The organism is Pseudomonas sp. 22490 (genome assembly GCF_052044465.1).
Lineage (GTDB): Bacteria > Pseudomonadota > Gammaproteobacteria > Pseudomonadales > Pseudomonadaceae > Pseudomonas > Pseudomonas aeruginosa.
The window spans coordinates 141,418-154,791 of the sequence record NZ_JBQENS010000013.1; the positions used below are offsets into that span (position 1 = coordinate 141,418).

12 protein-coding genes are annotated in these 13,374 nt (G+C 68.3%); 10 read left to right on the forward strand and 2 right to left on the reverse strand.

The features are described 5' to 3' along the window. The first annotated feature begins 125 nt into the window (after nucleotides 1–125). The 6 genes from ACTJJX_RS16670 to ACTJJX_RS16695 all read left to right on the forward strand — a co-directional run bounded on the left by ACTJJX_RS16670 (nucleotide 126) and on the right by ACTJJX_RS16695 (nucleotide 6,136). Nucleotides 126–1,424 (forward strand): MFS family transporter, encoded by a 1,299-nt coding sequence (locus tag ACTJJX_RS16670; RefSeq protein WP_003101889.1) that lies wholly within the window; start codon nucleotides 126–128, stop codon nucleotides 1,422–1,424. 22 nt (nucleotides 1,425–1,446) lie between these two features. Beyond that, nucleotides 1,447–2,826: a 3-carboxy-cis,cis-muconate cycloisomerase gene (locus tag ACTJJX_RS16675; RefSeq protein ID WP_003145060.1), complete on the forward strand. Its 1,380-nt coding sequence runs from the start codon at nucleotides 1,447–1,449 to the stop codon at nucleotides 2,824–2,826. 14 nt (nucleotides 2,827–2,840) lie between these two features. Continuing rightward, nucleotides 2,841–3,632, forward strand: a complete 792-nt coding sequence (gene pcaD, locus ACTJJX_RS16680) for a 3-oxoadipate enol-lactonase (protein WP_003161006.1) — start codon at nucleotides 2,841–2,843, stop codon at nucleotides 3,630–3,632. A gap of 10 nt (nucleotides 3,633–3,642) precedes the next feature. Continuing rightward, entirely contained in the window at nucleotides 3,643–4,044 is a 402-nt protein-coding gene (pcaC, locus tag ACTJJX_RS16685; protein WP_003084072.1) for a 4-carboxymuconolactone decarboxylase, read from the forward strand. A gap of 126 nt (nucleotides 4,045–4,170) precedes the next feature. Beyond that, on the forward strand, nucleotides 4,171–5,112 hold the full coding sequence (locus ACTJJX_RS16690) for a LysR family transcriptional regulator (protein ID WP_016852333.1): 942 nt from the start codon (nucleotides 4,171–4,173) through the stop codon (nucleotides 5,110–5,112). Between the two features lie 190 nt (nucleotides 5,113–5,302). Further along, nucleotides 5,303–6,136, forward strand: a complete 834-nt coding sequence (locus tag ACTJJX_RS16695) for a hypothetical protein (RefSeq protein WP_003101885.1) — start codon at nucleotides 5,303–5,305, stop codon at nucleotides 6,134–6,136. A gap of 341 nt (nucleotides 6,137–6,477) precedes the next feature. Here the strand turns inward: ACTJJX_RS16695 and ACTJJX_RS16700 are convergent, their stop codons facing one another. Then, complete coding sequence (locus tag ACTJJX_RS16700) at nucleotides 6,478–7,824, reverse strand: 4-hydroxybenzoate transporter PcaK (RefSeq protein ID WP_003101875.1); 1,347 nt, start codon at nucleotides 7,822–7,824, stop codon at nucleotides 6,478–6,480. 305 nt (nucleotides 7,825–8,129) lie between these two features. Here ACTJJX_RS16700 and ACTJJX_RS16705 point away from each other — a divergent pair, with 305 nt between their 5' ends. The 4 genes from ACTJJX_RS16705 (at nucleotide 8,130) to ACTJJX_RS16720 (ending at nucleotide 12,061) form a co-directional block, all read left to right on the forward strand. Further along, a complete protein-coding gene (locus ACTJJX_RS16705) occupies nucleotides 8,130–8,909 on the forward strand; it encodes an IclR family transcriptional regulator (protein ID WP_003101874.1) in 780 nt (259 codons plus the stop codon). Nucleotides 8,910–9,151: 242 nt separating this feature from the next. After that, nucleotides 9,152–10,195, forward strand: coding sequence for a Gfo/Idh/MocA family protein (locus ACTJJX_RS16710; protein ID WP_004346805.1), 1,044 nt, complete (start codon nucleotides 9,152–9,154; stop codon nucleotides 10,193–10,195). Nucleotides 10,196–10,217: 22 nt separating this feature from the next. Then, nucleotides 10,218–11,033: a sugar phosphate isomerase/epimerase family protein gene (locus ACTJJX_RS16715; RefSeq protein ID WP_016852334.1), complete on the forward strand. Its 816-nt coding sequence runs from the start codon at nucleotides 10,218–10,220 to the stop codon at nucleotides 11,031–11,033. Nucleotides 11,034–11,182: 149 nt separating this feature from the next. After that, a complete protein-coding gene (locus ACTJJX_RS16720) occupies nucleotides 11,183–12,061 on the forward strand; it encodes a DMT family transporter (RefSeq protein ID WP_003101866.1) in 879 nt (292 codons plus the stop codon). A gap of 25 nt (nucleotides 12,062–12,086) precedes the next feature. Here ACTJJX_RS16720 and ACTJJX_RS16725 read toward each other — a convergent pair whose 3' ends face one another. Then, on the reverse strand, nucleotides 12,087–13,352 hold the full coding sequence (locus tag ACTJJX_RS16725) for an OprD family porin (protein WP_003101864.1): 1,266 nt from the start codon (nucleotides 13,350–13,352) through the stop codon (nucleotides 12,087–12,089). Nucleotides 13,353–13,374: the final 22 nt, after the last annotated feature.

Sequence of the window (13,374 nt, forward strand, 5' to 3'; positions counted from 1 at the left end):
GGTATCAAGAGCGCGCGTCGCGCGGCGCTGCCCATGTTTCGGCGGCGGCGCGGCGCGTGTGCAGCGGAACAGGACGCTCCGTCGCACGGTCAGGATGAAACGGACCCTGTCGAGAGAACAACAGCATGACTGCCCCTGTTCACCAGTACAGCAACGAAGAACGCCGCAAGCGCATCTTCGCCATCGTCGGCGCCTCCTCCGGCAACCTCGTGGAATGGTTCGACTTCTACGTCTACGCCTTCTGCGCGATCTACTTCGCACCGGCCTTCTTCCCCTCCGACAACCCCACGGTGCAGTTGCTGAACACCGCCGGGGTCTTCGCCGCCGGCTTCCTCATGCGCCCCATCGGCGGCTGGATGTTCGGCCGCATCGCCGACAAGCACGGGCGCAAGACCGCCATGCTGATCTCGGTGGTGATGATGTGCGCCGGCTCCCTGGCGATCGCCTGCATGCCCACCTACGCCAGCATCGGCACCCTGGCGCCGGCGCTGCTGTTGCTGGCGCGGATGTTCCAGGGCCTGTCGGTGGGCGGCGAGTACGGCACCAGCGCGACCTACATGAGCGAGGTGGCGCTCAAGGGCCAGCGCGGCTTCTTCGCCTCGTTCCAGTACGTCACCCTGATCGGCGGACAGTTGCTGGCGGTGCTGGTGGTGGTGATCCTGCAGCAGTTGCTGAGCGAAGACGAACTGCGCGCCTGGGGCTGGCGGATTCCCTTCGTGATCGGCGCGATCACCGCGGTGATCGCCCTCTGGCTGCGGCGCTCGCTGAACGAGACCGCTTCGAAGTCGACCCTGGAGCGCAAGGAATCCGGCACCTTCGCCGAGCTGTTCAAGCACAAGCGGGCCTTCTTCACCGTGCTCGGCTTCACCGCCGGCGGCTCGCTGATCTTCTACACCTTCACCACCTACATGCAGAAGTACCTGGTCAACACCGCCGGGATGAGCGCCAAGACCGCCAGCGCGGTGATGACCTTCGCCCTGCTGGCGTACATGCTGATGCAACCGCTGTTCGGCATGCTTTCCGATCGCATCGGGCGCAAGACCTCGATGCTCTGGTTCGGCACCCTGGGCACGCTCTGCACCCTGCCGATCCTGCTCGCGCTGAAGACCGTGAGCAGTCCCTACATGGCCTTCTTCCTGATCATCCTGGCGCTGGCCATCGTCAGCCTGTACACCTCCATCAGCGGCCTGATCAAGGCCGAGATGTTCCCGCCGGAGGTGCGCGCCCTCGGCGTCGGAGTGTCCTACGCGGTGGGCAACGCGATCTTCGGCGGCTCGGCCGAGTACGTCGCCCTGGGGCTGAAGTCGGTAGGGATGGAGAACGTCTTCTACTGGTATGTTTCAGCCATGTGCCTGCTGGCGCTGCTGGTCTGCGTGAGCCTGCCGGACCTGCGCAAGGTCAGCTACCTGAACGACGAGCCCTGACGGGCCGGGAAAAGGAAAACCGATGAGCGACGTACCCGCCAACCAGTTGTTCGATGCCTATTTCACGGCGGCGCCGATGCGCGCGGTGTTCTCCGACCGCGGCCGCCTGCAAGGCATGCTCGACTTCGAGGCCGCCCTGGCCCGCGCCGAGGCGCGCACCGGGGTGGTTCCCGCGACGGCGGTGGCGCCGATCGAGGCGGCCTGCCGCGCCGAACTGTACGACCCGCTGGCGCTGGCCGAGGCGGTCGCCACTGCCGGCAACTCGGCGATCCCGCTGGTCAAGGCGCTGGGCCGCCAGGTGGCGGCTGGCGACGCCGAGGCCGAGCGCTACGTGCATCTCGGCGCCACCAGCCAGGACGCCATGGACAGCGGCCTGGTGCTGCAACTGCGCCGTGCGCTGGCCTTGCTCGAGCAGGATCTGCAACGTCTTGCCGAGGTCCTGGCGGACCAGGCCGAACGGCATGCCGACACGCCGCTGGCCGGGCGCACCTGGTTGCAGCACGCCACCCCGGTGACCCTGGGCATGAAGCTCGCCGGCCTGCTCGGTGCCTTGACCCGGCACCGCCAGCGCCTGCGCGAGTTGCGCCCGCGCCTGCTGGTGCTGCAATTCGGCGGCGCCTCGGGGACGCTCGCCGCGCTCGGCGAACAGGCCCTGCCGGTGGCCGCGGCGCTGGCCGAGGAGCTGGGCCTGGCTTTGCCCGAACAACCCTGGCACACCCAGCGCGACCGCCTGGTGGAATTCGCCAGCGTGCTCGGCCTGGTGGCCGGTAGCCTCGGCAAGTTCGGTCGCGATGTCAGCCTGCTGATGCAGACCGAGGCCGGCGAGGTCTTCGAGCCGGCCGGCGCCGGGCGCGGCGGTTCCTCGACCATGCCGCACAAGCGCAACCCGGTGAGCAGCGCGGTGCTGATCGCCGCCGCCACCCGTGCGCCGGGGCTGGTCTCGACCCTGTTCGCGGCGATGCCGCAGGAACACGAGCGCAGCCTCGGTCTCTGGCACGCCGAGTGGGAAACCCTGCCGGAACTCTGTTGCCTGGTTGCCGGCGCGCTGCAACAGGCGATCGGCCTGCTCGAAGGCCTGGAGGTGGACGCCCAGCGGATGCGCCGCAACCTTGGCCTGACCCACGGCCTGGTGCTCGCCGAGGCGGTGAGCATCGCCCTGGCCCGCCGTATCGGCCGCGAAGCCGCGCACCATCTGGTGGAACAGTGCTGCCGCCGCGCCGTCGAGCAGCGCCGCGAGTTGCGCGCGGTGCTCGGCGAAGAGGCGCGGGTGAGCGCCGAGTTGTCCGGCGACGAACTGGACCGCCTGCTCGATCCCGCCCATTACCTCGGCCAGGCCCGCGCCTGGGTCGAGCGCGCGCTCGCCGAACACCATGCCCTGGGCTTCGAACCCCATCCCGCCTGACTGGAGATCCCTTCGTGCCAACCGTACGCCTCGCCGACGGCGACCTGAACTACTCCCTGGAAGGACCGGCCGGCGCGCCGGTCCTGCTGTTGTCAAACTCGCTGGGCACCGACCTGGGCATGTGGGACACGCAGATCCCCGCACTCACCGCCCATTTCCGCGTGCTGCGCTACGACACCCGCGGCCACGGCGCCTCGCTGGTCACCCCCGGACCGTACGCCATCGGCCAGCTCGGCGCCGACGTGCTTGCCCTGCTCGATGCCCTCGAGCTGCCGCGCGTGCATTTCTGCGGGCTGTCCATGGGCGGCCTGATCGGCCAGTGGCTGGGCATCCACGCCGGCGAGCGGCTCGGCCGGCTGGTGCTGTGCAACACCGCGGCGAAGATTGCCAGCGACGAGGTCTGGAACACCCGCATCGATACCGTCCTGAAAGGCGGCGAGCAGGCCATGCGTGACCTGCGCGACGCCTCGGTGGCGCGCTGGTTCACCGCGGGCTTCGCCGAGCGCGAACCGGCGCAGGTCGAGCACATCGTCGCGATGCTCGCGGCCACCTCGCCGCAGGGCTACGCGGCCAACTGCGCTGCGGTACGCGACGCCGATTTCCGCGAGCAGCTCGGGCTGGTCCAGGCGCCGACGCTGATCGTCGCCGGCAGCCACGATGCCGTGACCACTCCGGACAACGCCCGCTTCATGCAGGCGCGCATCGCCGACGCGCAGTTGGTCGAGTTCGCCGCCGCGCACCTGTCCAACGTCGAAGCGGGCGACGCCTTCAGCCGCCGCCTGGTCGATTTCCTGCTGTCCGCCTGAGGAGCCGCCGATGGACGAGAAACAACGCTACGAAGCCGGCATGCAAGTGCGCCGCGCGGTGCTCGGCGACGCCCATGTCGAGCGCAGCCTGGCCAACCTGACGCCGTTCAACGAAGAGTTCCAGGAGATGATCACCCGCCACGCCTGGGGCGACATCTGGACCCGTCCGGGGCTGCCGCGACACACCCGCAGCCTGGTCACCATCGCCATGCTGATCGGCATGAACCGCAACGAGGAACTCAAGCTGCATCTGCGCGCGGCGAAGAACAACGGGGTGAGCCGCGACGAGATCAAGGAAGTGATCATGCAGAGCGCCATCTACTGCGGTATTCCCGCGGCCAACGCGACCTTCCACCTGGCCGAATCGGTGTGGGACGAGCTTGGCGTGGAGTCGCAGCAGGCGTCCCGGTAGGTCGCCGGCGGCGCTAGCGGTAGGGCGAATGGCGTCGCAGGCGTTATCCGCCGAGGCGGCGCTTCCCCTTGCCATTCGCCGGCGTTTCCCGGAAGGTCGACAGCTCCGTCATCCCTTCGGTCCGCCATGAGCCGCAAGCTGCATATCCACGCGCCCGCGATCCACTACTTCGACATGGTTCGCCGCTGCCATTCGATCCGCGAAGCCGCGCGACGCCTGAACGTCGCCTCGTCGGCGGTGAACCGGCAGATCCTCAAGCTGGAGGACGAGATCGGCGCGCCGCTGTTCGACCGCCTGCCCGGCGGCCTGCGCCTGACCGGAGCCGGGGAGATCTTCGCGCGCCACGTCACCGTGGTCCTGCAGGACATGGAGCGCGTGCGTTCCGAACTGGACGCGCTGCAAGGCCTGCGCACCGGCCATGTGGAGATCGCCACCATCGAGGCGGTGACCAGCGATCTGCTGCCCTGCGTGCTCAAGGCGATGCGCGAACGCTACCCGGACATCACCGTCGGCGTCACCCTGCTCGGTTCCCAGGCGATACCCGAGGCGGTGAGCAGCGGCGCGGTCGACCTCGGCCTGGCCTTCGCCCTGCCGCGCAGCGCCGACCTGCAACAGGTCAGCGTCGGCCATTTCCGCCTCGGTGCCATCGTCTCCCCGCAGCACCCGTTGGCGCGACACCAGGCCATCGCCTTCGCCGATTGCGTCGAACATGGCCTGATCATGGCCAAGAGCGAGCTGTCCATCCATCACCTGCTGGCGCCGCTCCAGCGCCGTTTGCGCGAACCGCGCCGGGCGGTGCTGGAGAGCAGCTCCCTGGAGCTGTCGCGACAACTGGCGCGGCGCGGGCTCGGCGTCGCCTTCCAGACCCGCCTGGGGATCGAGGCCGACATCGCCCAGGGCGAGCTGCGTTTCCTGCCGCTGAAAGACAATGGCGGCATCCACAGCGACCTCGGCCTCTACGTGCGTACCGGCCGTTACCTGCCGGTGGCGGTGGGCGCCCTGGCCCGGCAGATCGCCGAGGAAGTGCGCCTGCGCGAGCGCGAGGAAGCGCGCCTGAACGAGGCCTGAGCGGCGCTCGCGCCGATGCCAGACGGCTTGCCCGAGCTTGCCCGTCCGCTGATGCCGTTTCGGCATCGGCATGTTCGATATTCTGTTCTTTGGTCAGCGCGGCGAAGTGCCGATACTGCCCCGCGACCCCGGCGCGAAACCGGGGGCTGAGTCGCCACAAGAACAACAAGCAACCAGCAGGACACACAGCATGAAGAAGATGATGCAGGGCGCCGCCGCCCTGATCGCGCTCGTCGGCGCCGGGGAGAGCATGGCGCTGGAATGGATGAGCAACAGCGTCGGTTTCCGTTACGGCCAGCAATTCACCAACCCGAACAACCCGGACAAGTTCGCCAAGCGCATCTACAGCTTCACCCACGCCGACGGCTATCGCTACGGCAGCAATTTCTTCAATCTCGATGTGTTCCTTTCCGACAACCGCGACCCGCGCAAGGGCACCGACCATGGTGGCAGCGAAGTCTATGCGGTCTACCGCCACCAGCTCTACGCTTCGCGGGTGTTCGACCGGCCGCTGGGCACCGGCCTGGTCAAGGACTACGCCTTCACCCTGGGCTTCGACGCCAGCCGCAACAACAACCTGGCTTCGGCCAAGAAGCGCGCCCTGGTGTTCGGCCCGACCCTCAAGTTCAACGGTCCCGGCGTGCTCGACCTGAGCCTGCTCTACTACCGCGAGAAGAACCACTTCGGCGTGCCCGGCGCGCGCCATCCCGACCACACCTTCGACACCACCTACATGCTCAACCTGACCTGGATGCGGCCGTTCAAGGTCGGCAACCATGCGGCGAAGTTCCAGGGTTTCGTCAACTACGTGGGAGAGAAGGGCGAGGACTACAACGACAAGGACACCGCGGCGGAAACCCTGGTCCGCACCGCCCTGATGGTCGCCGCCCTGCCAGGCGACAAGCGCCAGCCGAACCTGTGGCTCGGCGTCGGCTACGAGTATTGGCACAACAAGTTCGGCGTCGACGGTGGCACCGGCAGCCGCACCTCGACGCCGACGTTGAATATGGAATTCACCTTCTGAAGCGAAGCGCCGTCGCCCTACGCGATGCCGCCAACCCTGGGGTAGGGCGAACAACGCCACCGGCGTTATCCGCCGATACACCGAAGCCCGGCGGCGGATAACCGCGAGCGGTTATGCGCCCTACGCGATGTCGCAGCCCTGGGGTGGGGCGAATAACGCCATCGGCGTTATTCGCCGATACACCGAAGCCCGGCGGTGGATAACCGCGAGCGGTTATGCGCCCTACGCGATGCCGACCCCTGGGGTAGGGCGAATAACGCCATCGGCGTTATCCGCCGATACACCGAAGCCCGGCGGCGGATAACCGCAAGCGGTTATGCGTCCTACGCGATGGGGCAGTTTCACCCCGCATCCGCGTGACTGACCAACCCCTTCAGCAGCACCGCGGCGGTGGCCAGTGCAGCCGGCAGCACCAGGGCGGTCAGCACCTGTTCGAAGTTCCAGCCCAGGCCCAGCAGGGTGGCGCCGATCCAGGCGCCGAGGATGGCGCCGAAGCGGCCGATACCGAGCATCCAGGAGACCCCCGTGGCCCGCCCCTGGGTCGGATAGAAGCGCGCCGCCAGCGACGGCATCGCCGACTGCGCGCCGTTGATGCACATGCCGGCCAGCAGCACCAGGGTCGCCAGCAGGGTGACCTGGCCGAGGCTCTGGCCGACGCACCAGGCGAACACCCCCGCCAGCAGGTAGAACAGGCCGATCACCTTGTGCGGGTTGAAGCGATCCATCGCCCAGCCCACCGCTACGGCGCTGAGCACCCCGCCGAACTGGAACAGCGCGCCGATGAACGCGGCCTGCTCCAGGCTCGCGCCGCTATCGCGCATCAGGGTCGGCAGCCAGCTGGTGAGCAGGTAGACGATCACCAGGCCCATGAAGTAGGTCAGCCAGAGCAGCAGGGTGCCGGCGCTGTAGGTACCGGAAAAGATCACCGCGAACACGTTGCGGGCCTGCACCGTCTGCTGCTCGGGGACGTGGAAACTCCGTGCCAGCGCCACCTGCGCCGGGGCGATGGGGGCCAGCACCTGGCGTACCCGCTCGCTGCCGCGGTTGCGCACCACCAGGTAGCGCGCCGATTCCGGCAGGCGGAACAGCAGGACTACCGCCAGGACCAGCGGTAGCAGGCCGCCGAGCAGCAGCAGGCTGTGCCAGCCGAACAGCGGGATCAGCTTCGCCGAGACGAATCCGCCGCAGGCCATGCCCAGGTTGAAGCCACAGAACATGCTGGTCACCAGCAGCGACTTGAGGCGCTCGGGGGTGTATTCGGAAAGCAGGGTGGTGGCGTTGGGCATCGCCGCGCCGAGGCCGAGGCCGGTGAGGAAGCGCAGCGCCAGCAGTTGCTCGACGTTGGTGCTGTAGGCCGAGGCCAGGCTGAACAGGCCGAAGAGGAAGACCGCCGCGACCAATACCAGCTTGCGTCCGTAGCGGTCGGCCAGCGGTCCGGAACCGAGGGCGCCGAAGACCATGCCGATCAGCGCGGCGCTCATCACCGGCCCGAGGCTGGCGCGGTCGATGCCCCAGTCCTGGGTCAGCGCCGGAGCGATGAAGCCCATCGCGGCGGTGTCGAGGCCATCGAGGAAGACGATCAGGAAGCACAGCAGGACGATCCGCCATTGGTACGGCGAAAGCGGCTGGGCATTGATGAAGGCTTGCACGTCGAGTCGTTCGACGGCGGGCAGGCTGGGGCTGTTCATGGGACGGGTTCCGCGGCGAGAGTGAGGGCGTGGGACGAGGGTCGGACGCGTGGCTCAGGTGCAGGCGGCGGAAGGCAAGGCGTGCTGCGGCATGTCGGGATTCCCCTGTTGTTTTTGTAGCGGAGGCGCTCGGCCTGCCGGGGTGCAGACACATTACGGAGGGCCATGGGGAGTGGCAATCCGATAATCGTTTATCGGTTCGCTGATCGAACGAAACCCTGTGAAATCTCGACCTTCGCCAGGCTGTGAAAATCCGGAACCAGATTCTAGAATCCTGCCTTTCCTCGACTCAGGAACGCCCCTCCATGGCCGGTAGCCTCATCGAACGCGCCCTCGGCTTGCTCGAACTCCTCGCCAGCGATGCCCGTGGCCTGCCCCTGCAACAACTGGCGGACCGCCTGGATATCCCCAAGAGCGCCGCGCACCGCATGCTCGCCGAGCTGATCCGGCTCGGCTACGTGCGCCAGGACGACGACACCAGCCGCTACCGCCTCAGCACCCGCCTGGCCGCGCTGGGCTTCCGCTTCCTCGCTTCCAGCGGGGTGGTCGACCTGGTCCAGCCGGTGCTCGACGGGCTCGCCCGGGAGACCGGCGAACTGGTGCGCCTGGGGGTGATCGAAGGCGATCGCCAGACCTGGATCGCCAAGTCCCAGGGCGCCACCTCCGGGCTACGCTACGACCCCGACATGGGGCGCGAGGCGCCGCTGTTCTACACCGCATCCGGGCACGCCTGGCTGGCCAGCCTGAGCGACAAGGCGGCGCTGGCGCTGGTGGAGCGCCAGGGCGTAGGGGCGGCGCGGGACTTCGGTCCCAACGCGCCGCGCTCCAGGAGCGAGCTGCTGCGCTACCTGAAGCGCGCCCGCGAGCACGGCTATGCCTGGCAGATCGAATGCTCGGCGCCGGGCATGGCGGCGATGGCCGCACTGGTGCGCCACCCCGAGGACGGACGGGCTCTCGGCGTGCTCAGCGTGGCCGGGCCGAGCGCACGCTTCGGCGAGGCGCGCATGCACGAACTGGCGCCCCTGCTCCTGGCCGCGGCGCAGGACCTGTCCCACGCCAGCCAGGCGTCCGAGCTGTTCCGCTGAGCCATCCGGCCCGGCCCCAGTCCTTTCCCGACATCAGCGTTCGAATAGCGAACGCTTTCTTGCCTGTCACGAGCCCGCATGCGGCGGGCCTTTCCGCACTTCCATGGATGCCCCGGCGGTAGTGCCGTCTCGAACCGCTCTTGCGCGGGGCCAGCCATTCGTTCAAATAATCTCCCTCGCTAAATCTGGAACGACGTTCTGGAATCTTGAAGCGAACAAGAAAACAACGATTGGGGACCGCCTTGGACGCACCGCTTCGCATCGCCCTCATCGGCGCCGGCAATATGGGCCGCCAGCATTACCACCGCTTGCAGCGAATCGCCGGCGCGCGCCTGTGTGCGGTGGCCGATCCGCAGGGCCAGGCGTTCGCCGCGGACGCCGGCGTGCCCTGGTTCGGCGATCATCGGAGGTTGCTGGAAGAAGCCCGGCCGCAAGCGGCGATCGTCGCCAATCCGAACAACCTGCATGTCGCCACCGCCCTCGACTGCCTCGCCGCCGGGGTGCCGCTGCTGCTGGAAAAACCGGTCGGCGTGCAGCTCGACGAAGTGAGCGAGCTGGTGGCCGTCGCCCGGCGATCTGGCGTTCCGCTGCTGGTCGGTCACCATCGTCGGCACAATCCGCTGGTCGTGCGGGCGCGCCAATTGATCGCCGAGGGCGCGCTCGGTCGGTTGCTGTCGGTCACCGCGCTCTGGCAGTTGAAGAAGCCCGACAGTTATTTCGAGGTGGCCTGGCGTCGCGAGCCCGGCGCGGGAATGTTGCTGACCAACCTGATCCATGACCTCGACCTGCTCCGCCACCTGTGCGGGGAAGTGCGGGAGGTGCAGGCGCTGGCCGGCAACGCTATCCGTGGCCTGCCCAACGAAGACAACATCGCGCTGCTCCTGCGCTTCGCCAATGGCGCCCTGGGCAGCCTGACCGGTTGCGACGCTGCGGCGGCGCCCTGGAGCTGGGAGCTGGCAGCCGGGGAGAACCCGGTCTATCCGCGCCAGGCCGAGCAACCCTGCTACCTGCTGGCCGGCACCGAGGGTGCCCTGAGCCTTCCCCAGCTCCGCCGCTGGCGCTACGCCGAGGCCCGGCAGGGCTGGCACGACCCGCTGGCGGCCAGCGAGGAGGCCGTGGCGACAGGCGATCCCCTGCAACGCCAGCTAGAGCACTTCGTCCGGGTCGCGCGGGGCGAGGAAGCGCCATTGATGGATGCCACCGACGCCGCTCGCACCCTGGCGCTGGTCGAGGCGGTTCGCGAGGCCGCGCGCAGTGGCCGGGCCTGCGCGCCGGCCAGTTTCTGAACCGCTGACGATGAGGTAGTGCATGGAATCGAGGATTCTTTCCCTGGCGGCGCTCACCGTGCTCGAGCTGTCGCCCCCGGACATGGTCGAGGCTGCCGCCCGCGCCGGCTACAGTCATGTCGGCCTGCGCCTGGTGCCGGCCGCCGTGGAAGAGCACCACTATCCGCTGCTGGCCGATGCCGGCCTGCGCCGGCGGACCCTGGCGCGGCTGCGCGACAGCGGAGTGCGCACGCTGGACGTGGAGATCCTGCGCCTGCGTCCGGACACCCGCGTCGGCGAGTTCGCCGCGGTGCTGGAGGTCGGCGCCGAGTTCGGCGCGCGCTATGTGCTGGTGGCCGGCAACGATGACGACGAACGGCGCAGCGCGGACAATTTCGCCGCGTTGTGCGACCTGGCGCGGCCGCTCGGCCTCGACCCGCACCTGGAGTTCATGCCCTGGACCGGGATCCGCGACCTGCGGCAGGCCGCGCGGGTGGTCGAGGCGGCGGCGCGGGATAACGCCGGCCTGTTGCTGGACGCCTTCCATTTCGACCGCTCGGCCAGCAGCCTGGAAGACCTGCGGGCGATCCCGCCTGCGCGCCTGGGCTACGCGCAACTCTGCGATGTCGTCGGGCCGCGTCCGACGTCGATGGACGAAATCCTTCGCCAGGCCCGCGAGGAACGGCGCTTCCCTGGCGATGGCGGGCTCGATCTGCTGGCGCTGCTGCGCGCCTTGCCGGAGAACCTGCCGCTGAGCCTGGAGGTGCCCGCGCTGGATCTGCTCGCGCGCGGCGTGGATGGCGCGGAGCGGGCGCGGCTGGCGATCGAGCGGACCCGGGCGCTGCTCGCCCGCCTGTAGCGCCACCGCGCAGGCAGGTTGCCCGTTTGCATAATGGAACGGGGTTCTATAGTTTCCAAACGTTGAAGCCGATCGTTTCTTTCCTCGATGGCGGGTACCGTCAGAATAAATAGCCTGCTATCGATTTGCCCTGGTGCCCGGACCCTCCGATGAACGCATCCACCTCCCCGCTGCCCGCCAGCGACCAGACCCTGCGCGGCATCCTGCTGATCTGTGCCGCGGTGTTCCTGTTCGCCAGCCACGACGGGTTGTCCAAGTTCCTTTCCGGTTTCTACCCGATCGTCATGGTGGTCTGGGCCCGCTACCTGGTGCACACCCTGTTGATGGTCGCCGTGTTCGTGCCGCGCAACGGCCTCGCGGTGATCCGCAGCCGCCGTCCGCTCATGCAGTTGGCGCGGGCGCTGTGCCTGATCGGCACCAGCCTGTTCTTCACCACCGGCCTGCGCTACCTGCCCTTGGCCGAGGCGACCGCGGTGAACTTCCTGGCACCGCTGCTGGTGACCGCGTTATCCGTGCCGCTGCTGAAGGAGAAGGTCAGCCTCGGCCAATGGCTGGCGGTGCTCACCGGCTTCATCGGCGTGCTCTTCATCGTGCGTCCCGGTGGCGCGCTGTTCACCCCGGCGGCGTTGTTCCCGCTCGGCTCGGCGCTGTGCTTCGGGCTCTACCAACTGCTCACGCGGATGCTCGCCAACAGCGACAGCCCGACCACCAGCAACTTCCTCGCCGGCATCTTCAACACGCTCATCATGAGCCTGCTGGTGCCGTTCTTCTGGCAGACCCCAAGTCTTCTCCACGGCCTGATGATGATCGCCCTGGGCGGTTGCGGCATGGGCGGCCACCTGCTGCTGACCCAGGCCTTCCGCCATGCGCCGCCGGCGACCCTGGCGCCGTTCAGCTATGGCCAGATCATCTTCGCCGGCCTGCTCGGCCTGCTGGTGTTCGGCCACGTGCCGGATGCCTGGGCGCTGCTCGGCATCCTCGTCATCTGCGCCAGCGGCCTGGTGGTCGCCTGGCGCCGTGGCCGCTGAACGCAACGGGGTCGGCGCGTAGGCTTCACAACAGGCTCAGCGGATAGCTGACGATCAGCCGGTTCTCGTCGAAGCGGGTATTGCTGCCCCAGTCGCGGCGCTGGCTGGAGTTGCGCCAGCGGACGTTGAGACGCTTGAAGGCGCCGCTCTGCAGCGTGTAGCCCAGCTCGCTCTCGCGTCCCCATTCGCTGCCGTCGTCGGTGACTCCGGCCAGGCGCACATGGTCGCCATGCAGGTAGCGGGTCATGAAGGTCAGGCCGGGTAGGCCGAGGCCAACGAAGTCGAAGTCGTAGCGCAGTTGCCAGGAGCGCTCGCCGGGATTGTCGTAGCTGGCGTTGTAGCTGTCGTTGGCCAGGGTTCCGCCGCTGGTGCCGTTGACCCGCATCCAGCCGTCGTCGCCACTGACCTTCTGCAGGCCGAGATAGAGGGTATGCAGCCCGTAGCGCGCGGAGAACAGCGCGGAAACGGTGCGGTTATCGAGCTTGCCGGCGCGCGCGCTGCCAGCGTCGCGGCCACGGAATCCGCCGAGGTTGGCGCCCAGCAGCCAGTCGCCGAGCGGCTGGCTGTGTTGCAGTTGCAGGTACTGTTGGCGGTAGATGTCCTTCAGCTCGGCGTTCCACAGGCCGAGCAGGCTGCGTTCGCCATTGAAGCGATATTCGCCGCCGGCGAAATCGAAGCGGTCGGAAGTGGCGGCTGGCCGGCCGAACAACGACATGTCCTGCATGCTTGCGTCGTTGCGCGGGCTGTTGCCGCGGAACTGGCCGGCGTAGAGGGTCAGGCCGGCGATCTCGTTGGCGCTGAGCTGGCCGCCGCGGAAGGTCTGCGGCAGCGAGCGGCCATCGTCGGAGCGGAGGATCGGCAGCACCGGCATCCATTCGCCGATCTTCAGTTCGCTGTTCGAGACGCGCAGCTTGCCGGCCACCGCCAGGCGTCCGAAGTCGTCGGCCGGGCGGCCGTCGTCGTGGATCGGCAGCAGTTGGGTGCCGGCCGTTCCCTTGCCGCCATCCAGCTTCAGGCTGTAGAGACCAAGGACATCGAGGCCGAAGCCGACGCTGCCCTGGGTGAAGCCGGAGCGGGCGTCGAGGATGAAGCTCTGCGTCCACTCCTCGGCCTTGCCCTGGCTGGCATCGCCGACGAAGTTGCGGTGCAGGTGGAAATTGCGCGCGGTGAGGCTGGCCTTGGCGTCTTCGAGGAAACCTTGCCCGGCGTGGACGTGCCCGGCATGGACTGGCAGGCCGGCGCCCAGGCAGAGGGAAGCGCAGAGCGCGCGGACGTGGCTCGGGTGCGACATGGGAGTGTCCCTTCGTTCTTGT